Source organism: Pseudomonas sp. MF6747 (assembly GCF_963890955.1).
Lineage (GTDB): Bacteria > Pseudomonadota > Gammaproteobacteria > Pseudomonadales > Pseudomonadaceae > Aquipseudomonas.
Map to the genome: position 1 here is coordinate 116,012 of NZ_CAWPSZ010000013.1, position 24,092 is coordinate 140,103.

11 protein-coding genes and 2 riboswitches are annotated in these 24,092 nt (G+C 62.8%); of the genes, 6 read left to right on the top strand and 5 right to left on the bottom strand.

The genetic code is table 11. The features are described from left to right. The first annotated feature begins 138 nt into the window (after positions 1–138). Positions 139–7,143, top strand: a complete 7,005-nt coding sequence (locus AACW30_RS15325; protein ID WP_234452707.1) for an NEL-type E3 ubiquitin ligase domain-containing protein — start codon at positions 139–141, stop codon at positions 7,141–7,143. Here AACW30_RS15325 and metH read toward each other — a convergent pair. Continuing rightward, the gene (gene metH, locus AACW30_RS15330; RefSeq protein WP_200625212.1) at positions 7,131–10,841 is read right to left on the bottom strand and encodes a methionine synthase; all 3,711 of its coding nucleotides are present in this window, start codon (positions 10,839–10,841) and stop codon (positions 7,131–7,133) included. The two genes, AACW30_RS15325 and metH, sit on opposite strands and share 13 nt — an antisense overlap. A gap of 165 nt (positions 10,842–11,006) precedes the next feature. Here metH and AACW30_RS15335 point away from each other — a divergent pair, with 165 nt between their 5' ends. From AACW30_RS15335 to nfuA, 3 genes are all read left to right on the top strand, one after another. Then, complete coding sequence (locus AACW30_RS15335) at positions 11,007–13,313, top strand: fatty acid cis/trans isomerase (RefSeq protein WP_200625213.1); 2,307 nt, start codon at positions 11,007–11,009, stop codon at positions 13,311–13,313. A gap of 64 nt (positions 13,314–13,377) precedes the next feature. After that, the gene (locus AACW30_RS15340; protein WP_106578732.1) at positions 13,378–14,400 is read left to right on the top strand and encodes an acyltransferase family protein; all 1,023 of its coding nucleotides are present in this window, start codon (positions 13,378–13,380) and stop codon (positions 14,398–14,400) included. Between the two features lie 59 nt (positions 14,401–14,459). After that, entirely contained in the window at positions 14,460–15,044 is a 585-nt protein-coding gene (gene nfuA, locus AACW30_RS15345; protein WP_017136914.1) for a Fe-S biogenesis protein NfuA, read from the top strand. A gap of 209 nt (positions 15,045–15,253) precedes the next feature. On the opposite strand, the gene cobM is transcribed toward nfuA, so the two are convergent. From cobM to AACW30_RS15365, 4 genes are all read right to left on the bottom strand, one after another. Next, positions 15,254–16,000 carry a precorrin-4 C(11)-methyltransferase gene (cobM, locus tag AACW30_RS15350; RefSeq protein WP_200625214.1) on the bottom strand — a complete coding sequence of 249 codons (747 nt, stop codon included), beginning with the start codon at positions 15,998–16,000 and terminating at the stop codon, positions 15,254–15,256. A gap of 69 nt (positions 16,001–16,069) precedes the next feature. Beyond that, on the bottom strand, positions 16,070–16,462 hold the full coding sequence (locus AACW30_RS15355) for a cobalamin biosynthesis protein (RefSeq protein ID WP_200625215.1): 393 nt from the start codon (positions 16,460–16,462) through the stop codon (positions 16,070–16,072). Then, a complete protein-coding gene (locus AACW30_RS15360; protein ID WP_124417153.1) occupies positions 16,459–17,166 on the bottom strand; it encodes a CbtA family protein in 708 nt (235 codons plus the stop codon). Before AACW30_RS15360 ends, AACW30_RS15355 begins: the two co-directional genes overlap by 4 nt. A gap of 11 nt (positions 17,167–17,177) precedes the next feature. Further along, complete coding sequence (locus AACW30_RS15365) at positions 17,178–17,366, bottom strand: CbtB domain-containing protein (protein WP_032875937.1); 189 nt, start codon at positions 17,364–17,366, stop codon at positions 17,178–17,180. A gap of 98 nt (positions 17,367–17,464) precedes the next feature. Beyond that, a riboswitch (cobalamin riboswitch) is annotated at positions 17,465–17,671 on the bottom strand. A gap of 975 nt (positions 17,672–18,646) precedes the next feature. Then, positions 18,647–18,851, top strand: a riboswitch (cobalamin riboswitch). A gap of 93 nt (positions 18,852–18,944) precedes the next feature. On the opposite strand from AACW30_RS15365, the gene cobW reads away from it, so the two are divergent. Then, a complete protein-coding gene (gene cobW / locus AACW30_RS15370; protein ID WP_106580323.1) occupies positions 18,945–20,012 on the top strand; it encodes a cobalamin biosynthesis protein CobW in 1,068 nt (355 codons plus the stop codon). A gap of 3 nt (positions 20,013–20,015) precedes the next feature. Further along, positions 20,016–23,777, top strand: coding sequence for a cobaltochelatase subunit CobN (gene cobN, locus AACW30_RS15375; protein WP_200625216.1), 3,762 nt, complete (start codon positions 20,016–20,018; stop codon positions 23,775–23,777). Positions 23,778–24,092: the final 315 nt, after the last annotated feature.

The window sequence follows — 24,092 nt, forward strand, 5'->3', positions numbered from 1 at the left end:
ACCCTCGTCATGCGGATCCGGTCGATCCTGAGCAAGCATAGTCAATTCCCCGCAGCAGGCCATAAAAGTGCACCGCTTCTGGGGGCCGCCAGCGTGATTTTCTGATGCTTCTTCAAGACGCATCAGGAATCGTCAAACATGCCCACCTCTTCACTTCATGCTCCGTTCATCAAGGCCCGTCTGCCCGGGTGGATCAAACACCTGACGGCGGCGGATATCGAGGCCCTCAACCGCGCGCGCGACCCGGTGCAGCGCTTCAAGCGCGGCTATCCCGAGGCGATTGCCGCCGCCAGCCCAGCAGTGCGCCAAGCCCTGGAAGACAGCGGCCGCCGGCGCCAGGCCTCCAGCCAGGCCCTGGCCGAAACGCTGAAAGACTTCAAAGGCCTCACTGAATTTGCCGAGCCGTTGCTGGCCGAGGCATTGCACAAGGCATTCGCCCAAACACCCGACGTCAACACCACCGCGCTGTTCCACCTGCGCGCGCCCAACCGGCTCGAACAGCATTCGCTGTTGCAAGCCGCGCTGCGCAACTTCGAAGACGGTGAGCGGTTTGATGAAACCGCGCTGCAGGAAACCAGTGCGCTGGCGCCGGCGGGGTCGCTGGACATCCTGGCGTACGATGAAAGCAACCGTTATCCGTTTGCGAAATGGCGTTACCGCCTGCGCGACAAGCTGTCGATCAAGCCTGCGGATTTCGCCAACCTGTGCCGCGAGCTGGACCTGGGTCAGCAATACCAGCAACACCTGAGCCGCGTGTTTGAGACGCCAGCCACTGCGGCGCAGGTGCGTCGGCAGATGATCGAGGCAAACAAGGACACGCTGCGGGTGCACGCCCACATCGCTCGCCTGCGCAACACCCTCAGCGCCACGGCCTACGCCACGTTGCTGGCGATACTCGATGCCCATCCCGCACCGACCCTGGATGGCAAGCCGGTGGCTTACAGCCAGTTGAGCCTGTTGGGGGCGCAGGTGAGCGAGGTGCTGATCATCGGCGCCAGCACACGCAAGCCGTTGCCGGGCATGGCGACGCTCATCGACGTTATCCTGCCGGCGGCCGAGTTGCTCAAACTCCGGGCTGGCGACAGTCGAGTCATCGTGTGGATCCCCGGTGATCCGCGCAACCCAGTCAGGGAATACGCATCGCTCAAGGCGTTCACCACGCAGTTGGCGCTCAACTTGCGCTCGGTGGGTTACCAGCGGTTTTTTACCGGCTTCTTGTCCCAGGATGAAGCGCAGACGTTCCTTCGGCGGCTTAAAAGCCAACTGAAAACGATGCGCTGGAACCCGAACCCGGTGCCACCAGGGCCCCATTACAACCCTGCGGCCTATGCCAACGGGATGTACGAGGAAGTCTGGAACGACAGCGTCAAGCTGCAGCCCGAGGAGACGTTCATCAGCGCCGAGGTATTCGGTCACCTGTACGAATGCCACCTTGCGCGCCTCAGGTCCAACGCGAAGTTGCTGGCGGTACCCACCGCGCAAGTCGATCACGACGCCTGGGTCAATCGCCTCAAGCACTGGGCCGAATGGGGCCTGAACCTAGTCAATGTCGCGGCGTTTTTGGTGCCGGGGCTGGGCGAAGTGATGATGGCCGTCACCGCCGTACAGCTCGGCTATGAGGTTTATCAAGGCGTGCAAGCGTGGAACGCTGGCGACAGGGAAGAGGCCTGGGCGCATCTGGCCTCGGTGATGCAGAACGTCGCGTTCATGGCCGCGCTGGGTGCCGTGGCGGGCAGGGCGCCGCCGGTTATGCCGTCGCGCTTTGTCAACGGCATGAGCCGGGTGGTCACGCCGTTCGGCAAACTGCGCTTGTGGCATCCCGACCTTGCGGCCTACAAAAGCAGCGTCTCGCTCAAGGGGCTTGAACCCAACGCAATGGGGCAATACCCGGTAGCAGGCAAAACCTACATTGCGCTGGAGGGCAATGTTTACGAAAAGACTTTCGACCCGCTGCGCAAGCAATGGCGGATCAAGCACCCGACTGAAATCGACGCCTATCAGCCGGTTGTGCAACACAACGGGCACGGTGCCTGGCGGCACACGCTGGAGCGGCCGTTGGCATGGCGTCGCAGCACGTTGCTGCGCCGCTGCGGACTGCACATGGAGCCATTTTCCGATGCGCAACTGGAACAGATCGCCGACGTCTGCGGGATCAGTGATGATCAATTGCGCAAGCTGCACATGGATCAACAGGCGCCGCCGCCAGAGTTGTTGGAGGTGGCGCGGTTATTCGAGGCAGACCGTCAGGCGGACGAGGTAATTAAACAAATCCGCGAAGGCGCCTGCCTGGAGGGCCTCTGCCAGTTCATGGTGCCGCTGGCCGTGGACATGCCGGGCTGGCCGGTCGAGGAGGTGGTGGAGGTGTTCAGCGGCCCCGAACCCTGGGGCGCTTCCCAGCGGTTCGGCGCAGAGTCGCCGGGCAGCGCAAGGCCCACGATCAAGATGACCCAGGCGCAAGTCGATGCCGGGCAATTGCCGGCGCACGTGCTGGCCGCCCTCAACGAAGCGCAAATCAGCCGTTTGCTCGGCCGCGAAAGCATGCCGGCCGGCGCCGATCCGGTACAGGTGTTCAGAGAGCGTCTGGCCGATCAGGCGCAGGCTCGCAAGAAGGCCCTGTTCGACAGCCTCCTGAGCCGACGAGCGCCGCCAGAGGCGGATATTCGCGCGCTGCAGCGCAGTTTTACGTCGCTGTCGCCAGAAGCCGCGCAGCGGGTGCTGGCCAGTGCCAGCGCTGCCGAGTTGAGCCAACTGCGCAGCAGCGGCCGGGTGCCCCTGCGCCTGGCCAAAGCCATTCGCGAGCACCTGCATCGGGGCAGTGTGAGCCGCGCCTTGGCAGGCGTGTACCGCGACAACCTGGCCTCTGCGGCCAGTGACCGTGTGGCGCTGCACAGCCTCGAGCAACTGCCCGGTTGGTCGCCGGCTATACGCATAGAAGAACGGTCCCTCGGCATCAACGGGCCGCTGGTGGACAGCATCGGCACTGAGCAGGCCGCAACGCGGTATTACCTGATCAAGGCGGGGGAGAGTTTTCGCCTGCTGGATGCCGAGGGCAGGGCACTCAATAGCCTTCCCCGGTACGGTCGCAATCTGTTTGAGTCGCTGCTGCACGCGCTGCCCGAGACGCTACGCGCGTCCTTACAGGGCGAGCCGGCTGAGGCGTTGCGCAAACACGTGGCGGACTACGCGTGCAGCCACCGCGAGGCCATGTCGCGCATCCTCAAGCGCGAGCCGCTCACACCCGGCGCCGGTCGCCGGGTCCGAAGCCCGACCGGTCAACTGGGTTACGCGGCCAGCGGTGATGCGGTGGGGTTTGCCGACGAGCCGTTGGTTGCCAGGGTGCGGGACATTTATCCCAATCTGGATGATCAGCAGGCATTGCAGTTCGTCAGGAGTCGACTGCTTGCCGGTGACTCCGACCAGCAGGTGTTTCACCTGTTGGAGAACCGGCGCAGGGAGTTCGAGGGCTTGCGCGCAGCGCTGGACACCTGGGTCGAGGGCGACGTGCCTGCGTATCCTCGTGGGGCCAACTGGCCAACCCGACGCGATATCGCCGAGCGGCTCATTGCCGGCTGGAGAAACGGTTTGTACCGCGGGCAAGCTCCGTTGTTCGAGCTCAATCTGTTGGGCACCGAGCCGTTGCCGACCTGGGCTGCCGATTTTTCCCATGTGCGCAAGCTGCGAATCAACAGTTCACAGCTCGCCGCAGGTGCGCTTTTCGAACAGTTTGGCGCGCTTGAAGCCCTCGATGTTTTCATTGACTCAGCCAACATGGCTGCATTTGCCGACGCGCTGCCGGGCCTCACCCGCATCACTGAGCTCAAGCTCGAACTGCCGACGTTTTTCGGTGAGTATTCGCCGGCATTGACCCAGGCCCTTCAAGGCATGAACCAGCTGGAGCAGTTGCACCTGACCGGCAGTCTTCCGGCCCTGGATTACCGTGCGCTGCCACGTTTGCGTACACTGCGGCTGGCCGGCAACCTGCGTGAATGGCCGGCAGGGCTGCTGGCGCTTGAGGCGCTTGAATCGGCGGACCTGACCGGTGTGCAGATCGCCTCACTGCCCGATGAACTGTTCACGGGGCATGAGCGTTTGTGGCGCCGCTTGAGGTTGAACTGGAAGGCGCTGGAACCGCAGGCGTTCCGGAAGGCGTTTGACTACGTGCAGGGCAATCCGGCGCACCTGGTGGACGAGCCCTACATCGTCGCGCAGCACTGTGAGCGGCGCCTTGAGGCGCTGGTGCCGCACGTACCGGCCTTCGCGGCCAATGCACTCGCCGCGTTCAGCGAGGATGGCCTGGCGGGCCGTGCGTTGCTGGATAAAGTCGAGGCGCTGCACGCGGAGTATCGCGCCTGGGATGCGCCACTGGTTGAATGGCAGAGCCGCGATGGGGTGCGCGTCGAGGGCGAGCAGATGCCCTCCCATCATCGCCAGACGCTGGCGGACAGGCTGCGCGTGTGCTGGCGTGACGCTTTGGCTGCCCGGTACGCGGCCCGCGAGCCGCTGGCGGGTCCGTCGCGAGGCCGTGGCGAGCCGATGAGAGAAACGTTGGACTTGCGCGAATACGGTGCGCCGGGCGATTTACCGGCGCTGGGCGATACGGTGTTCCCGCAGATCCGGCGTTTGATCCTGGCCGGCGCAAAGCTCACGGCGGCACAGGTGAATGCATTCGTGGGCCGGTTTGCGCAGCTGCGCGAACTGGACCTGAGTCACAACCGCCTGACCGAGCTGCCTCAGGCCCTTGAGACGCTGGAGCACCTGAGCGACCTGAATCTTTGTGGCAACGAACTGACGATCACCACGCCTACCCAGACGCGGCTCAACCGCCTCCAGGCGCTGCGACGGCTGGACTTGTCGATGAACCGCGTCGGCCGGCTGAGCGTCACCTCGCTGACAGAACTGGTGTCGCTGAACCTGGGGCAGACCGCGATCCTCGACTGGCCCGAGGGCGTGCTGAACCTGCCGCGCCTGGGGTTTCTCGACCTCAGCCACAGTGCGGTCACCGGCATTCCCGAGGCGGCGCTGGCGGGGCACGATGCGCTGCTGGCCGGTACCACCTTGCGTGGTTGCCGCTTGAGCCCGGCGGCGCTGGCCGTGGCGCAGGCTTTTGCCCGCCGCACCAGCGCCGGAAAACCCATGGCGAGCATGTTTGTCAGGCCGTTCGGGATTGATCGAAACGTGCTGGCAGCCGGCATGACCGGCGGCGATCCCCTGTTCTTCCCGGTCGAGGTGTCGCAGCAACCGGACCTGATAGTGCCGCTGGCATTGGCGCCAAAAGCCACCGAGGCGTCGCTGACCTCGGCCGAGCGCTTGCAGCGCCTGGATCCACAGCTGGATGCCACCCAGGCCGGCAAGCAAATCGACACATGGCTGGCGCAGGACGTCAGTGCCACGCAGATCGAAACGGCGCTGCGCCAATGGCAGGCGCAGCACACCCAGATGATCGAGCGGTTGAACGGCTGGATTGACAGGCCAGCCGTGCGCAACCGTAACGAGTGGGTGAACGCGACCGACCGCCGGCGCGCCGCTGATCGGCTGCTGGCCTGCTGGCGAGAGACGCTGAGCGACGTGCGGGGCATCGAGACACCCGCCAGTGACGCTGCGCTGGACTTGAGCGGCCTGATCCTCGGTGACCTGCCGGCGCTGCCGGTTACCTTCAACCATGTGCGGGCGCTGGACCTGAGCGGTGTACGCCTTACGGTCGCCTCGAACGATTTTTTACGCGCCTTTGCGCGCGTGAACCGCCTGATGCTCAACGGCAACCGCATGGGCACGCTGCCCGAGGCCGTAACGCAGATGGCAGACCTGACCGAGCTGGGCATTAACGACAACGCGCTGGCGGCCAACGTGCCGTTGCAGCGCCAACTGCGTGACTTGCCGCGCCTGCAAGTGTTGGACGTGGGGCGCAACGCCCTGAGTACCTTCGACCTCACCGGTCTCGACCGCCTGCAAAGCCTGGATCTGAGTCGCAACCGGCTGTCTGAATGGCCCACCGGCGCATTGGAAGCTCCCGCGCTGACCCGTCTCGATCTCAGGAGCAACTACCCGATAGCCGTCATCCCTGCCGAGGCATTTGAGCCACAACATGCTGCCTTGATGGCCGGTACCGATCTGTCCGACAACCTGCTGCTGGAGGAAGCGTTCATCCGCCTGCGCGAGTATCAACGCGAAACCGGGCGTGGGCTGGGTTTCAGTGCCGAGGAAATTGACGATCAACTGGCGGGGTATGGGGCCGAGTCCGATGACGAACATCCTGACGTTCACCCAGAGCTTGAGCCTGCAGATGTGCAAAAGGCACGCTGGTTTGCCGGCGTGGCCCTCGACTCGGAAAAACACAGGATATGGGACACGGTGATCGCCCGGGACGACAGCGGTGATTTCTCCAACATTCTGGCGCAACTGCGTAATACCCGAGACTTCGAACTCGACCGCGCCGACCTGGCCGGGCGGGTTTGGCAAGTGCTGGAGGCGGCCTATGGCGATGCAGCCTTGTGCGAGCGGCTGATGGGCATCGCGCGTGCTTCCAGGCTTGCGGTGACCTGTGGGGATGGGCGCATGCTGTTGTTCAACGCGCTGGAAGTCGAAGTCTATGAGTTCAATGCCCTGCGTGCCATCGACCCCACCGACAAGGGGCGCGCCCTGTTGAACCTGTCCAGAGGCTTATTCCGCCTGGACCAGCTGGAGGAAGTGGCGAGCGTGCGGATTCGCGAAAACCCGGGCACCGACCCGGCCGAAATACGCCTGGCCTATCGTATCGGCCTGGCCCGGCGCCTGGCTTTGCCCAGGCAACCTGCAAGCATGCTTTACGAAGGTCTTTCCGGAGTACGGCCAGTCGACCTGGAGGCGGCCTATACGACGATCATGGCCCGCGAACAGACATCGCTGTTCATCGAGCAACTGACGGCGCGCACGTACTGGGTCGATTATCTGCAGCAGCAGTACCCGGACGCGTTCGCCCGGCTGCAGCAGACGCTGGCGGACAGCGCCTCGGCGCTGGAGGATCGCTACCCCGACATGAATTCGGCGTACCTCCAGCAGATGGGAGGCGTTGCAGAAGGCCAACAAGGTGCAGCGCCAGGCCTTGATAAACGTGCTGTCAGCGCGGGAGATCGCCGCGCTGAGCCATTAGCCGATCAGTTGTCGTAACCCAGGTTCGGCGCCAGCCAGCGCTCAGTCACGGCCAGGTCCTGGCCTTTGCGCGCGGTGTAGCTCGCGACCTGGTCCTTGTCGACCTTGCCCACGGCAAAGTACTGCGCCTGTGGATGGGCGAAGTACCAGCCACTGACCGCCGCCGCCGGGAACATCGCGTAGTGCTCGGTGAGGAACACGCCGCTGCGCCCGGCGTGCATTTCGCGCGCCTCGGGGTCCAGCAGTTGGAACAACTGGGCCTTCTCGGTGTGATCAGGGCACGCCGGGTAGCCGGGAGCAGGGCGGATGCCGCTGTATTGCTCCTTGATGAGCGCTTCGTTGTCCAGTTGCTCGTCCTTGGCGTAACCCCAGTGCTCTTTACGCACTTGCTGGTGCAGCCACTCGGCGCAGGCTTCGGCCAGGCGGTCGGCCAGGGCCTTGACCATGATCGAGTTGTAGTCGTCGCCCGCGTCCTGATAGGCCTTGGCGACTTCTTCTGCGCCGATGCCGGCGGTGGTGATGAAACCACCGATGTAGTCGGTCACGCCGCTGTCTTTTGGCGCCACGAAGTCGGCCAGGGAGAAGTTCGGCTTGCCGTCGGTCTTGATGATCTGCTGGCGCAGGTGATGCAGCCTGGCAATCGGCTGGCCATCGTCGCCGTAGACTTCCAGGTCATCGTCCTGCACCTGGTTGGTCGGCCAGAAACCGAATACCGCGCGGGCGCTGATGAGTTTTTCGTCGATCAGCTTCTTGAGCATTTCCTGGGCATCGGCGTAGAGCGCGGTGGCCGCTTCACCGACCACTTCGTCTTCGAGGATGCGCGGAAACTTGCCGGCCAGGTCCCAGGAGATAAAGAACGGCGTCCAGTCGATGTACTCGGCCAGCACCTTGAGATCGATATTGTCCAGCACCTTGGCGCCGGTAAAAGTCGGCTTCACCGGGGTATAGGTACTCCAGTCGAACTGCGGCTTCTTGGCGATGGCCGCCGGGTAGCTCAGGCGCTCGGTGCGGGCGCTGCGGTTAGACGTACGCTCGCGCACGTCGATGTATTCCAGGCGGGTTTTCTCGACGAAGCCGGCCTTCAGCTCCTTGGACAGCAATTGCGTGGCCACGCCCACTGCGCGCGAAGCGTCGGTGACGTAGATCACCGCGTCGTTGCTGTACTTGGGCTCGATCTTGACCGCCGTGTGGGCCTTGGAGGTGGTGGCGCCACCGATCATCAGCGGCAGGTGGAAGTCCTGGCGCTGCATCTCGCGGGCCACGTGAACCATCTCATCCAGCGACGGCGTGATCAGCCCGGACAGGCCGATGATGTCGCACTTCTGCTCCTTGGCCACCTGCAGGATCTTCTCCGCCGGCACCATCACGCCCAGGTCGACAATGTCATAGCCGTTGCAACCGAGCACCACGCCGACAATGTTCTTGCCGATGTCGTGCACGTCGCCCTTCACCGTGGCCATCAGGATCTTGCCCTTGGCTTCCGGTTTGTCGCCTTTTTCCAGCTCGATAAACGGAATCAAGTGGGCCACGGCCTGCTTCATCACCCGGGCCGATTTCACCACCTGGGGCAGGAACATTTTGCCGGCGCCGAACAGGTCGCCGACGATGTTCATGCCGGACATCAGCGGGCCTTCGATCACTTCGATCGGGCGCGCGAACGACTGGCGCGATTCTTCGGTGTCTTCAACGATGTGCGTGGTGATGCCTTTGACCAGCGCGTGTTCCAGGCGCTTGTTGACGTCCCAGCCACGCCATTCTTCGGTCTCGGCCTCTTTGACGCTGCCGTCGCCCTTGTACTTGTCGGCGATGGCCAGCAGGGCGTCAGTGCCTTCCGGCGTGCGGTTGAGCACCACGTCTTCTACCGCATCGCGCAGCTCGGCCGGGATCTGGTCGTAGATCTCCAGCTGGCCGGCGTTGACGATACCCATGCTCAGGCCGTTGCGGATCGCATACAGCAAAAACACCGAGTGAATCGCCTCACGCACCGGGTTGTTGCCGCGGAACGAGAACGACACGTTGGACACGCCACCCGAGGTCAGCGCATACGGCAGCTCGTCGCGGATGTAGGCGCAGGCGTTGATGAAGTCGACGGCGTAGTTGTTGTGCTCCTCGATACCGGTGGCGACCGCGAAGATGTTCGGGTCGAAGATGATGTCTTCCGGCGGGAAGCCGACGTCATTGACCAGGATGTCGTAGGAGCGTTTGCAGATTTCTTTCTTGCGCGCTTCGGTGTCGGCCTGGCCGGCTTCGTCGAAGGCCATCACCACCACCGCGGCGCCATAACGCTTGCACAGTTTGGCGTGGTGAATGAACTGCTCGACGCCTTCCTTCATGCTGATGGAGTTGACGATGCCCTTGCCCTGGATGCACTTGAGGCCGGCTTCGATCACTTCCCACTTGGAGGAGTCGATCATGATCGGTACGCGAGAGATGTCCGGCTCGCCGGCAATCAGATTGAGGAAGGTCACCATGGCCTTCTTCGAATCGAGCATGCCCTCGTCCATGTTGATGTCGATCACCTGGGCGCCGGCTTCCACCTGCTGCAGGGCGACTTCCAGGGCTTCGGTGTAGTTGTCTTCCCGGATCAGGCGGGCAAAACGCGCAGAGCCGGTGATGTTGGTGCGCTCGCCGACGTTGACGAACAACGAGCTGCGATCAATGGTGAACGGCTCCAGGCCCGACAAGCGGCACGCCTTGGGAATGTCCGGGATCGGGCGCGGCGCGTAGCCGGCCACAGCTTTGGCGATGGCTTCAATGTGGCCTGGCGTGGTACCGCAGCAGCCGCCGACGATGTTCAGGAAGCCGCTCTGGGCGAACTCTTCGATGACCTTGGCGGTTTGCGACGGCAACTCGTCATATTCGCCGAATTCGTTGGGCAGGCCGGCGTTCGGGTGCGCCGAGACGTGGGTATTGGCCTTGTTCGACAGCTCTTCCAGGTACGGACGCAGTTCACTGGCGCCCAAGGCGCAATTGAGGCCCACGGACAGTGGCTTGGCGTGGCTGACGGAGTTCCAGAACGCTTCGGTGGTCTGGCCCGACAGGGTACGGCCGGAGGCGTCGGTGATGGTGCCGGAGATCATGATCGGCAGTTCGACGTTCAGTTCCTCGAACACGCCTTGCACGGCGAAGATCGCGGCCTTGGCGTTGAGGGTGTCGAAAATGGTTTCGATCAGGATCAGGTCGGCGCCGCCCTCGATCAGGCCCTTGGTGGCTTCGGTGTAGTTTTCCACCAGCTCATCGAAGGTCACGTTGCGGTAGCCAGGGTTGTTCACATCGGGCGACAGCGAGCAGGTACGGCTGGTCGGGCCAAGCACGCCGGCGACAAAACGCGGCTTGGCCGGGTTTTCCAGGGTTTTGGCGTCGGCGATCTTGCGTGCCAGTCGCGCGCCTTCTACGTTTAATTCATAGGCCAGTTCTTCCATGCCGTAATCGGCCATGGAAATACGCGTGGCGTTGAAGGTGTTGGTTTCCAGAATGTCGGCACCGGCATCCAGGTAGGCCTTTTCGATGCCACCGATCACGTCGGGGCGGGTGAGCACCAGCAGGTCGTTGTTGCCCTTGACGTCACTCGGCCAATCGGCAAAGCGTTTGCCGCGGTAGTCGTTTTCCTCAAGCTTGTAGCTCTGGATCATCGTGCCCATGCCGCCGTCGAGGATCAGGATGCGTTCCTTGAGGGCTTGGTGAAGGGCTTGCAGACGAGCGCTACGATCGGACATGGGACTACTCTGGTCAGGCATTTCGGAGGGCGTGAATCATAACAAACCTGTGCCGATTTAGAGCATGTCCAGGTTTTGCATGAATATCGTTCATGTTGGCGGGTAGCATGGCCCGGTAGACTGCTGGCACTTTTATATCGCACGCATTGAATCGGGATCGGATACATGTCACTTCGCCTCATCATCAGCGCCGTTCTGGCCTTGATAGCCAGCTGCGCTCAGGCACAGGCTTTACCGGTCAACAGTCCCGCCCCGGCGATCTCTTATACCCGCGACGTCCAACCGATCTTCACCGAGAAGTGCGTGGCCTGCCACGCCTGTTACGACTCAGCCTGCCAGCTCAACCTGGGCAGTGCCGAGGGCGCTGCGCGCGGCGCGACCAAAATGCCGGTCTACGACGGCGAACGCAGCCAGGCCGCACCGACCACCCGTTTGTTCTCAGACGCCTTCGGCAAGCAGGCCTGGCAGCAGAAGGGCTTTTACTCGGTGCTGGACGCCCAGGGCAGCCAGGCCGCGTTGATGGCGCGCATGCTGGAGCTGGGTCATAACGCGCCACTTGAACCCAATGCCAAATTGCCCGACGAGATCATGCTGGGCCTGAACCGCCAGAACCTGTGCGCCATGCCCGGCGAGTTCAATGCCTACGCCGGCGCGCATCCCAAGGAAGGCATGCCGCTGGCCGTCACCGGCCTGACCGACCAGCAATACCAGACGCTGCAGCGCTGGCTGGCCTCCGGCGCCCCGATTGATGACCAAGGCCTGGCGCCCAGCGCCAGGGAAGCCTTGCAGGTGCAGCAGTGGGAAAACCTGTTCAACCAGCCCGGCGCCCGCGAAAGCCTGGTGGCGCGCTGGTTGTATGAGCATTTGTTCCTGGCGCACATTTACTTCGAGAACGGCGAGCCGGGGCATTTCTTCCAGTGGGTGCGCTCACGCACGCCGAGCGGCCAGCCGATTGATCTGATCGCCACCCGTCGCCCCAACGATGATCCAGGCACCAACGTTTATTACCGCCTCTGGCCGGTGCAGGGCGTGATCGTGCACAAAACGCACATCACTTACCCGTTCAGCGCGGCGAAAATGGCGCGCATCAAAGCGCTGTTCTACGCCGGTGACTGGCAGGTCAACGCCTTGCCGGGCTACGGTCCGGGGCGCCGGGCCAACCCGTTCGAGACCTTTGAGGCAATTCCGGCCAAGGCGCGTTACCAGTTCATGCTCGATAACGCCGAATACTTCGTGCGCACCTTTATTCGCGGGCCGGTGTGCCGTGGGCAGATCGCCACGGACGTGATTCGCGATAATTTCTGGGCCCTGTTCCAGGACCCGGACCACGACCTGTACATCACCGATGCGCGTTATCGCGGCCAGGCCACGCCATTGCTGGCGATGCCGGGGCAGAACGACGACGTGGGCAGCGTGCTCGGCCTGTGGCTGGCCTATCGCGACAAGCGTAACCACTACGAGGCCTTGCGCCGTGACAGCTACGCAGACTTGCCGCCGCCGAGTTGGTCGACCCTGTGGGCGGGTAACGACAATGCCTTGTTGAGCATTTTCCGCCATTTCGACAGTGCCTCGGTGACCAAGGGCCTGATCGGCGAAGTGCCGCAAACGATGTGGTTGTTCGATTACCCGTTGCTGGAACGCACTTATTACCAGTTGGCGGTGAACTTCGATGTGTTCGGCAACGTGTCGCACCAGGCCCAGACCCGGCTGTACTTCGACCTGATCCGCAATGGCGCCGAGCAGAACTTCCTGCGTCTGATGCCGGCGGATACCCGCGATGATTTTATGGACGATTGGTACCAGAACAGCGGCAAGCTCAAGCTGTGGCTGGACTATGAAGCGATTGATGATGACAAACCGAGCGGCTTGCACCTGGATGAAAAGGACCCGAAGCGCGATTTTGCCAAGCAATTGCTGACGCGTTATGGCTATTTGAATGCCAGCCCGGATCCGATCAACCGCTGCACCAGTGCCTATTGCTCGCGCGACGGCATTGAGCCGGCGTTGCAGGCTGCGGAGCAGGCGCTCAGTCGCCTGACGTCGAGGCCGGCGGCGGGGCTCAAGGTGATTGATCAATTGCCCGAGGCGAGCCTGCTGCGGATCGAAACGGCCAGTGGCAAACGCGAGTTCTACAGCATGCTGCGCAACCGGGCGCACAGTAATGTGGCGTTCCTGTTGGGTGAGGCTTATCGCTATCAACCGGGCCTGGACACTGTGACCATCTACCCCGGTGTGCTCAGCAGCTACCCGAACTTCATCTTCAATATCCCCGCGCAGGAAGTGCCGGAGTTTGTGGCGGCAATGGAAAATGCCAGGGACGCCAAGCGCTTCGAGAAGATCGTCGATCGCTGGGGCGTGCGCCGCAGCCATCCGCTGTTCTGGCAGTATTTCCATGACGCGTCGCAGTACATCCGTGAAACCACGCCGGTGGAAGAAGGCGTGCTGGACATGAACCGCTACGAGAATCTTTGATCGACCTTTGACCGTCCGCCATGGTCCCAACTTCATCTAGATGAGTTGGGAAGGGCGGCAAACAATGTTGATCTCGGTACAGGCGTTGCGCGCGCTGGCGGCCTGGACGGTGGTAGGGCACCACTTCATGCAGATTTTCTTCGGTTTCAAGGCCGATACGGCCTTGGGAAGGTTATTTGTCGAAAAGGGCGCCGCGGGCGTGGACGTGTTTTTTGTCATCAGCGGCCTGGTGATTTTCCTGTCTACCCAGGACAAGGACCTGCCGCCCTGGCGTTTCCTGTTGTACCGTTTGCTGCGCATCGTGCCGGCCTACTGGTTCTACACGCTGCTGATGGCATTACTGGTGGTGGTCGCCCGGCCAATGCTGCCGGACCAGAGCGTCGATGCCGCCCATGTGTTGATGTCGCTGTTGTTTATTCCTTCGCAAAACCCCGGCGGTTATGGCGTGTACCCGACCCTTAACGTCGGTTGGACGCTGAACTACGAGATGCTTTTTTACCTGCTGTTTGCCTGGGCCTTGCTGTTCCGTCGGCAATGGCGACTGCTGGTGGTGGCGGCGTTGCTGTTTGCGGTCTGCGAGGCCTGGACCTCGTTTGGCTGGATCAGTGAGTTCTATCGCTCGGACATTGTCGTCGAATTTCTGATGGGCATCGGCATCGGCATGCTCTACCGCAAGGGCTGGATTCGCCCGGGGTTATGGCTGCCGCTGCTAGGAATCGTCGCAGCGCTGCTGGCGATCTATCATTGGCCGGCCTCGCCCCGCGCCTTGACCTGGGGCCTGCCCAGCGCGGTGTTGGTGGTGGCGTGCGTGGCGCTTGAGCGATTCTTCGTCAACTATCGTCTGTTTAAAGTGCTCGGGGACTGCTCCTATTCGGTGTATTTGCTGCACGTGCTGGTGCTTTCGGCCGGCGGTTATCTGGCCCAGCGTTACGCCCTGAACCCTTATGCCGTGCTGGCCGTGTGCGTGGTGATCATCGGCCTGAGCGCCATGGGCAGCTACCGATGGCTGGAGCAGGGCAGTTATCGCGTGCTCAAAGGTTGGTTTGATGGCGACGAGCGGTCGAATTTATCCCGACAAAAACACTAGGACTTTGTACCTCTGTAATGATTTGGCGTAAACTGCCCGCAAGCCTGTGAGGAGTTTCCATGACTGCCATAACCATTACCGACGCCGCCCACGATTACCTGGCCGACCTGCTGTCCAAGCAGAACACCCCAGGTATCGGCATCCGCGTCTTTATCACCCAGCCCGGCACCCAATACGCCGAGACTTGCATCGCCTACTGCAAGCCCGGAGAAGAGAAACCTGAAGACACCGCCCTGGGGCTGAAAAGCTTCACCGCGTACATCGACAACTTCAGCGAAGCCTTCCTCGATGACGCCGTGGTCGACTACGCCACCGACCGCATGGGCGGCCAGTTGACCATCAAGGCGCCCAACGCCAAGGTGCCGAATGTCAACGCTGACAGCCCGGTCAACGAGCGCATCAACTACTACCTGCAAACCGAGATCAACCCGGGGCTGGCCAGCCACGGCGGTCAGGTCAGCCTGATTGATGTCGTCGAAGACGGCATTGCCGTACTCAAGTTCGGCGGCGGTTGCCAGGGCTGCGGCCAGGCAGACGTGACCTTGCGTGAAGGCATCGAGCGCACCTTGCTCGAGCGCATCCCCGAGCTCAAGGGCGTACGCGACGTCACCGACCACACGCAGAAAGAAAACGCCTACTACTGAGTAAGGTGTTCGCTGCGAACAAAAAAACGGCGCCCCGTGAGCGCCGTTTTTTATGCTTTAAATTCAGTACCTTGTGCGGTATTTCTGCCAAATAAGATTAACTGTGGGAGCGGGCGTGCTCGCGAATGCGGTGTATCAGTCAGTACATCTGCAACTGACCCACCGTCTTCGCGAGCAAGACCGCTCCTACATTTTTTGAGCGCATTGCTTCAGGGCCGATAGAGGTGCGCGTGGCCTGCACGGTACAGCGAGGACTCACTGAAGCTGTCATTCGCCAGCACCCGCCCGACCACAATCAGTGCCGTACGCCGAAAGCCTTTAGCTGCCACTTTCTCGGCAATATCACTCAGCGTACCCACCACCCAATCCTGATCTGGCCACGTCGCCCGGTGCACCACGGCAATCGGGCAGTCTGCGCCGTAATGCGGCAGCAGCTCGGCGACGATCTTGGCCAGATGATTAACCCCCAAGTGAATCGCCATGGTCGTGCCGTGGCGCGCCAGGCTGTCGAAGTCTTCACCGGCCGGCATGCTGGTTTTATCCGCATAGCGCGTCAGGATCACGCTTTGCGCGATATCCGGCAGGGTCAACTCCGTCTCCAGCAACGCCGCACACGCCGCCACCGCCGTAACGCCCGGGATGATCTGGAACGGTATGCCCAACTCGCGCAAGCAGCGAATCTGCTCGCCAATCGCCCCGTACAGGCTGGGGTCGCCGGAGTGCACGCGCGCCACATCCTGGCCCTTGGCATGGGCAGCCTTGATCAGGTCGATGATCTGTTCCAGGTGCAATTCGGCGCTGTTGATCACCTGTGCCGCCTGGTGACCTTCCAACACCGCCGCTGGCACCAGTGAGCCGGCATAGATGATCACCGGGCAACTGCGGATCAACCGTTGGCCTTTGACGGTAATCAATTCCGGGTCGCCGGGGCCTGCGCCGATGAAGTAGACGGTCATGGGAATTCCTGTTGAAAAACGGGCGAGCATGAAGATTGCTCATGATCGAGAAGGGCAATTATCGGGTTTTTAGTCGGCGCAGGCCAATGCAAAGGTGGCCTGAGCGACTTTTTTGCGCGTGATCAGCAGGTGGGCGGGGCGGTGGGAGAGCTGTTCAGCCAAGGCCAGGGCGGCACTTTCGGCGATGCCGTAACAGCCGGTATGGGCAAACGCGACCGCCGATCTGTGACTGAGGCGCGGTTCAAGCACCGCCAATTGCGTTGCGCTGAAACACCGCAACGGCAGGTTCAACATGTGCGCCAGGGCAAGCAGCCCCGGTTCATCCCGCTTGCGGTCGATACTGGCCAGCGCGGTGATGCGCTGGCGCTCGATACCGCCCTCGGCCAGGGCGGCGTCAAACAGGCCGAGCAGGGTGTGAACATCGCACCCGCGCTGGCAACCCAGCCCGACCACCAGCGTCATGCCGAGTATTGATCGTCGCGGTTGCGGCGAAACAGCCAGGCGCTGATCAGACCCAGTGCCAGCCAGAACGCGACGTTGGTCAGTTGCGAGGCGATCTTGAACTGGGCTTCCAACGCTTCTGGAGCCAGCATCGAATGCACTTCAGGTTGCGGTGCGCCGATCACATGCGGCACGGCCAGGATCGCCACACCCAGCCCTTTGAGCAGCCAATTGCGACCAAACACCAGCAGCGCGATACCCGCAGCCGTGGACGCCGCCGTGCCGATCCACCAGATCTGCCGCTGCGCCAGGTCGGCGGCAGCGGTGCCCGGCAACTCCGGTGGCAGGCCCAGGGTGGGCGCCAGTACAAACGTCGCGTAACCGGCCAAGCCCCACAGCAGCCCTTGAGCGGTGCGGGTTGGCGCACGCAAGGTGTAAAGACCGGCCAGCATCAATGCGAAACCGACCGCAACCACCAAGTTACCGCCAGTGGTGGACAGCACGCGTTGCCAGCCGTTTTCCGGCTCCCAGGCTTCGGCGTCGTGGGTGTGAGCCGCGGCGCCTTCAGCGTGCACATGGGGCACGACTTCGGCAGCGGCCGGGGCGTTTTCAAAGGTTTCCGCCTGCAGAATCAGCGGGGCGACCCAGAAGCTTTGCAGCAGGGTCAGCAGCAGGGCGGCGAGCAAGCCGGTGAAGCCTGCGGTTTGGGCGATGCGCTTGATCATGTCGGCAGGTCTCAGTGGCACGGGAACGCGGCGCTGTGGCGGGTATCGTGGGCAGCGTTGTGCACCGCCTCGATATGCGAGAAACCGGCGAAATACACCAGGCACGCGCCGAGGATCGACGCGCCGATGGCGGCGGTCAGGCGTTGGCTCAGGGTGGCGGTGCTACTGGCGGAGTGCGAGGTGCTGCTGATGATCGACATGGGCGCGTCCCTTCGGGTTTCGGGGTGAAACGAGCGCATGAAAACCCTGCGAGCCGGGCACGCAGGGTTCTGAACAGCGCCCGCCCACCGCGGGTTTGTTATCTGAAATTTTTCGGGCCGGTCTCCGGGCTTGCGAGGGACGCTGGGTCTAAAAAGCATCGCCTTCCCATGCCGTACAGGCACAGTGGTTATGACGCTTCGCTCGCTTACCGTTGCGGGGGCAGCACCGGACTTCTCATGCGCAGGCATAAGTCACCGGTTTCCCGTTTCACCCTGTGAAGGGCACCCGAAACAAGGTGTGTAGGAGAGCATGGGGGTGGGAGGGGAGTCAAATGGGATGTTTGGTGTACATATCCGTTGCTGCGGTTACGGCCACTTAGGGGTCCGCTCTTACAGCGGGTCACTTTTGGCAAACGCCCCAAAAGTAACCAAAAGGTCTTTGCCCCACCACTCGGCACCTCGCCTAGGCTCGGTGTGCCCTCACTCCGGCTTGAATCCGTGGGCCGCCGCGACGGGCCATCCATGGCCCAACGCGGCTAACCCGGCGTCCTGCCGGGTTACCCACGGATTCAAGCCTGCGTTCGGCCAGCGTGGTTGACGGGGCCTGTCAGATCAAGATCAAAAGCAGATCAAGAGCAGAGCACGGCGGCCTAGTAGCCGACCTGAGTGGTTGAAGCAAAAGCAGGGCAACAGCACAGCAACACCTCTTTGTCTGATGCACTGAGATCCAAATGTGGGAGCGGGCTTGCTCGCGAAGGCGGTGGTTCAGTCAGCTCATATGTCACTGACCAACCGCCTTCGCGAGCAAGCCAGCTCCCACCTTTGATTGAGTTCATCTTCAAGAACCAGGTCGGCTGTCAGGCCGCCTCGCCTTCGCTTTTGATCTAACCACTCAGGTCGGCTACCAGGCCGCCGTGCTCTGCTTTTGATCTTGATCTTGATCTGCTTTTGACTTTGATCTTAGGCGCCCCGTTAAACCACGCTGGCCGAACGCAGGTTTGAATCCGTGGGTAACCCGGCAGGACGCCGGGTTAGCCGTGTTGGGCCATGGATGGCCCGTCACGGCGGCCCACGGATTCAAGCCTTCGTTCGGGCACACCGAGCCTAAGCGAGGTGCCGAGTGGTGGGGCAAGAGCCCTTTGGTTACTTTGGGGCTTTTCCAAAGTGACCCGCTGTAAGAGCGGAACCTATAGCCGCCGTGACCGCAGCAACGGATATGTACACCAACCAACCAACCCAGCCCAACCCAACCCCATCATTGACCATCCCCCACGCACTGCGTAGCCTTGCACCCTCGAGGTTCTTCGGCCCACGCCGAAGCTAAGAAGGGAACGCGGTCCAAGCCGCGGCTGCCCCCGCAACTGTAAAGGGTTCAACTGCCTGCCACGCCACTGCCATTAACCCATGGCGGGAAGGCGCAGCCAGCGCCGGTCGCAAGACCCGCAAGCCCCAAGCCAGGAGACCTGCCTCGTAACCGATTTTCTACTTCAACCGGGCGGGGTGATCCGGTGACGAAATCCGCTCCTGCGCGCCGCCGCAGGGCCTATCGTCCCGTATGCCCGCCCCAAAGGGCATCCGATGAAAACACTGGCCAAACTCCCCGTCACCATCGTTACCGGCTTTCTCGGCTCGGGCAAAACCACCTTGCTGCGCCACATGCTCGACAACGCCCAGGGCCGTCGCATCGCCGTGATCGTCAACGAGTTCGGCGAGTTGGGCATCGACGGTGAAATCCTCAAGCAGTGCTCCATCGGTTGCACCGAAGAAGAAGCCAACGGCCGCGTCTACGAACTGGCCAACGGCTGCCTGTGCTGCACCGTGCAGGAAGAATTCTTCCCGGTCATGCGCGAACTGGTCGCCCGTCGCGGCGACCTCGACCACATCCTCATCGAAACCTCAGGCCTGGCCCTGCCAAAACCGCTGGTGCAGGCCTTCCAGTGGCCGGAAATCCGCAGCGCCTGCACGGTTGACGCCGTGATCACCGTGGTCGACAGCCCGGCCGTGGCCGCCGGTACCTTCGCCGCGTTCCCGGACCAGGTCGACGCCCAGCGCAAACTCGACCCGAACCTGGACCACGAGTCGCCACTGCACGAGCTGTTCGCCGACCAACTGGCCAGCGCCGACCTGGTGATCCTTAACAAGTCCGACCTGATCAGCCCTGAAGACCTGGCCCGCGTGCGCCTGGAAGTCGCCGAAGAGCTGCCGCCCGCGGTGAAAATCATCGAAGCCAGCAGTGGTCGCCTGCCACTGGATGTGCTGATTGGCTTGGGCGCCGGCTCCGAAGAACACATCGACGGCCGCCACAGCCATCACGATCATCACCACGACGGTGAAGACGACCATGACCACGATCACGATGCCTTCGACTCCATCTCCATCGACCTGCCGCAAGCCGACGAAGCGCTGCTGCTCGACGCCCTGACCCAGTTGGTGGTGCAACACGGCATCCTGCGCGTCAAAGGTTTTGCGGCAATCCCGAACAAGCCGATGCGCCTGTTGATTCAGGGCGTGGGCACGCGTTTCGACAAACATTTCGACCGCGCCTGGGGCGCCGACGAAGCGCGCATCACGCGCCTGGTGCTGATCGGCCAGGAACTGGATGCGGCGGGTCTTGAAGCGCAACTGCGCGCCGCCCTCAGCGTTTAACCCATGCACCTGCTCAGGACCCAGCCCGGTGGTTTCGTCTCGGACGACAATATTGCCGACTTAGGCCAAACCCCCGCTGAACTGGTGATCCTGTGCAGCGGCGACTCCAGCCTGGCGCTGCTGGCCGAAGCGGCTCAGCAGTTGCCCGACGACTACCCCAGCGTTCGCCTGGCCAACCCGATGCAGGTGCAAAACCATGCCTCGGTCGACCTGTACGTCGATGAGGTGCTGCGCCACGCCAAGGTCATCCTGATTTCGCTGCACGGCGGCATCGGTTATTGGCGCTACGGCATTGAACGCCTGGTGGAGCTGGCCGAGCGCGGCGTGCAACTGATTCTGGTGCCGGGCGATGATCGCCCAGACCCGGAACTCAGCGGCTTGAGCACCGTAGATGCTCAAGCGCGCGATCGACTCTGGCACTTCCTGCGCCAGGGCGGCCTGGACAATGCGCTGGATTTCTATCGCTGCCTGGCGAGCAGCTACCTGGGCCGCGACTACGTCTGGTCCGAGCCGCAAACCCTGCCGCGCACCGCGATTTATCACCCCCACAAAGCCAACGCTCGCCTCAATGATTGGCTGGCGGACTGGCAGGCCGATGTTCCGGTGGCGGCGGTGCTGTTCTACCGCTCGCATTTGCAGGCGGCCAATACCGGTTTTATCGACGTGTTCTGCCAGCGCTTGCAGGCGGCAGGCCTCAACCCGTTGCCGATGGCGGTGGCCAGTCTGAAAGAGCCCGGCTGCCTGAAAGTGGTCGAAGACTTGCTGGATGAAGTGCAGGCGGCGGTGATTCTGAATACCACCGGCTTTGCTCAATCCAGCCCCGAAGCGCCGCACCTGCGCCCGTTTCGTCGCAATGTCCCGGTGATCCAGGCGATTTGCGCCCAGGACAATCAGCCCGGCTGGGAGGCCAGCGAACAGGGCCTCGGCCCGCGCGACCTGGCCATGCACATCGCTTTGCCGGAGCTGGACGGGCGCATCATCAGCCGCCCGATCAGCTTCAAGGACCTGGCCTGGCGCAGCGAGCGCAGCCAGTCCGACGTGGTGTGCTACCGCGCCGCGCCCGAGCGCATGGATTTTGTCGCCGAGCTGGCACGGCGCTGGGTCGAGCTGGCGCGGGTGCCGAATGCACAAAAACGTATTGCGCTGATCCTCGCCAACTACCCGACCCGTGACGGTCGCATCGGCAATGGCGTGGGGCTGGACACGCCGGCAGCGGCGCTGAACATCCTGCGCGCGCTGCAAGCCGAAGGTTACCCGGTGCCGAGTGAGTTGCCCGACAGCGGCACCGCGCTGATCCATGAACTGCTCGGCGGCGTCACCAATGACCTGGACAGCCTCGACCTGCGCCCGTGTCATCAAAGCCTGGGCCTGGACGACTACGAGGCGATGTTCAAACGCTTGCCCGAGGCCAATCGCCAAGCGGTCATGGAGCGCTGGGGCACGCCGCACAACGACCCGATGTGCCGCGACGGGCGCATGATGATCGCCGGCCTGCGCCTGGGCCAGACCTTCGTCGGCATCCAGCCCGCGCGCGGTTATCAGGTCGACCACAGTGCGGTGTACCACGACCCGGACCTGGTGCCGCCGCACGGCTACCTGGCGTTTTACTTCTGGTTGCGCCACACCTACGGCGCCCACGGCGTGATCCACGTCGGCAAGCACGGCAACCTCGAATGGCTGCCGGGCAAAGGCGTGGGGCTGTCGGAAAATTGCTGGCCCGATGCGCTGCTGGGGCCGCTGCCGAACATCTATCCCTTTATCGTCAATGACCCGGGCGAGGGCGCCCAGGCCAAGCGCCGCACCCAGGCGGTGATCATCGACCACCTGATGCCGCCGCTGACCCGCGCCGAAACCTACGGCCCGTTGCGCAACCTTGAGCTGTTGGCGGACGAGTACTACGAAGCGCAATTGCTCGACCCGCGCCGCGCGCTCGAACTGCAAAAAGACATCCTCAAGCTGGTACGCGAAACCCGTATCGACCAGGAACTTGAGCTGGATAACGACGCCGACGCCGCGGTCTGGCTGCCGCGCCTGGACACCTACCTGTGTGACTTGAAGGAGTCGCAGATCCGCGACGGTCTGCATATCTTTGGCGAGTCGCCCGACGGCCGCTTGCGCATCGACACCTTGTTGGCCTTGCTGCGCATCCCGCGCGGCGATGGCCGTGGCCCGCAATCGAGTTTGCTGCGCGTATTGGCCAAGGCCTTCGAGCTGGGTTTTGACCCGCTCGATTGCGCCCTGGCCGAGCCCTGGACCGGGCGCCGACCCGAGGTCTTGCAAAAGATCGATCAACAGCTGTGGCGCACCGCCGGTGATACCCGCGAGCGCCTGGAGCTGTATGCCGCGCGTTTGATCGAACAGGCGCTGGAAGGGCCGCTTGAGCAGCTTGAAGAGCCCGGCTGGGAAGACGTGAAGTCGGTCATCGAGAGCCTGCGCATCGTCGTCGCGCCACGCCTGGATGCCTGCGGGCCGGCGGAAATGCGCGGCTTGCTGGATGCCTTGAGCGGTCGCTTCGTACCGGCCGGCCCCAGCGGCGCGCCGAGCCGTGGACGCCTGGACGTGCTGCCCACCGGGCGCAATTTCTTCAGCTTGGATGTGCGCAACCTGCCCACCACCACGGCCTGGCGTATCGGCTTCCAGTCCGCCAACCTGATCCTTGAACGGCACCTGCAGGACCACGGCGATCACCTGCGCCAGCTTGGCTTGTCGGTATGGGGCACCGCGACCATGCGCACCGGCGGCGACGATATCGCCCAGGCCATGGCGCTGATGGGCGTGCGCCCGGTCTGGGCCACGGGCAGCCAGCGCGTGGACGACTTTGAAATCCTGCCGATCAGCCTCCTGGACCGTCCGCGCGTTGACGTAACGCTGCGCGTGTCCGGGTTCTTCCGTGATGCCTTCGCCAACCTGATCCGCCTGTTCGACGCGGCGGTGCAGGCGGTGGCGGCGCTGGATGAACCGGATGACATGAACCCGCTGGCGGCCAAGGTGCGTAGCGAACGTGAGGCACTGCTCAACGCCGGTCTGGATGAGAGCGCCGCTGCAAAACAAGCCGGCTGGCGCATCTTCGGCGCCAAACCGGGGGCTTACGGCGCAGGCGTCCAAGGCGCGATTGACGCACGGCTGTGGCAGAGCCGCGAGGATTTGGCCGAGGTCTACTTGAACTGGGGCGGCTACGCCTACGGTGGTTCCGATGAAGGCACCGCCGCCCGCGAACAGTTCGCCCAGCGCCTGAGCCAGGTGCAGGCGGTCTTGCAAAACCAGGACAACCGCGAGCACGACCTGCTCGATTCCAACGACTACTACCAATTTCAGGGCGGCATGCTCGCCGCCGTGGAAACCCTGAGCGGCGACAAGGCCGCCAGTTACCATGGCGACCACAGCCAGCCTGACTTGCCCAAGATCCGCACCTTGAAGGAAGAGCTGAACCGGGTGATCCGTGCCCGCGCGGCCAACCCCAAGTGGATCGAAGGCGTGAAGCGCCATGGCTATAAAGGTGCGTTCGAAATGGCCGCGACGGTGGACAACCTGTTCGCGTTCGATGCCACCACGGCGCTGATCGATGATCACCAATACGCTTTGCTTGCCGACGCTTACCTGCTGGACGCTGACACCCGAGCCTTCGTGCAGCAGCACAACCCTGACGCGTTGCGCGACATGACCGAACGCATGCTCGAAGCCCAGCAACGTGGCCTGTGGCAAGAACCCGGCGCATACCGCGAGGCGTTGGAAAACCTGTTGCTGGACATAGAAGAAGACAGCTAGCGTACGAGCACCGACTGTTGTCGCGAGCAGCTTTGTTGTGGCAAGCAGACATGTGGCGAGCGGGCTTGCCCCGCGCTGGGTCGCGAAGCGGCCCCAAAACCGCACGCCCGGTTCTTTCAGAAAAAAACCGCGCTGTTTGTATTAGGGCTGCTTCGCAGCCCAACGCGGGGCAAGCCCGCTCGCCACAACGAGCGCTAGCCACGATAAGCCCGGCCACCTCAGGGGATTGCCTGTGCCGCAGAATTTAACGAGAACTTGCATGACCGACATTCCACATTTCCCGCTGTCCGCCGTGGTCGGCGCCGATGAACTGAA

Bases quoted from the DNA above. Each gene is read 5' to 3' on its own strand.
- metH (WP_200625212.1), bottom strand. From the start codon at position 10,841: ATGTCCGATCGTAGCGCTCGTCTGCAAGCCCTTCACCAAGCCCTCAAG.
- AACW30_RS15340 (WP_106578732.1), top strand. From the start codon at position 13,378: ATGTTGATCTCGGTACAGGCGTTGCGCGCGCTGGCGGCCTGGACGGTG.
- AACW30_RS15325 (WP_234452707.1), top strand. From the start codon at position 139: ATGCCCACCTCTTCACTTCATGCTCCGTTCATCAAGGCCCGTCTGCCC.
- nfuA (WP_017136914.1), top strand. From the start codon at position 14,460: ATGACTGCCATAACCATTACCGACGCCGCCCACGATTACCTGGCCGAC.
- cobM (WP_200625214.1), bottom strand. From the start codon at position 16,000: ATGACCGTCTACTTCATCGGCGCAGGCCCCGGCGACCCGGAATTGATT.
- AACW30_RS15355 (WP_200625215.1), bottom strand. From the start codon at position 16,462: ATGACGCTGGTGGTCGGGCTGGGTTGCCAGCGCGGGTGCGATGTTCAC.
- AACW30_RS15360 (WP_124417153.1), bottom strand. From the start codon at position 17,166: ATGATCAAGCGCATCGCCCAAACCGCAGGCTTCACCGGCTTGCTCGCC.
- cobW (WP_106580323.1), top strand. From the start codon at position 18,945: ATGAAAACACTGGCCAAACTCCCCGTCACCATCGTTACCGGCTTTCTC.
- AACW30_RS15335 (WP_200625213.1), top strand. From the start codon at position 11,007: ATGTCACTTCGCCTCATCATCAGCGCCGTTCTGGCCTTGATAGCCAGC.
- AACW30_RS15365 (WP_032875937.1), bottom strand. From the start codon at position 17,366: ATGTCGATCATCAGCAGCACCTCGCACTCCGCCAGTAGCACCGCCACC.
- cobN (WP_200625216.1), top strand. From the start codon at position 20,016: ATGCACCTGCTCAGGACCCAGCCCGGTGGTTTCGTCTCGGACGACAAT.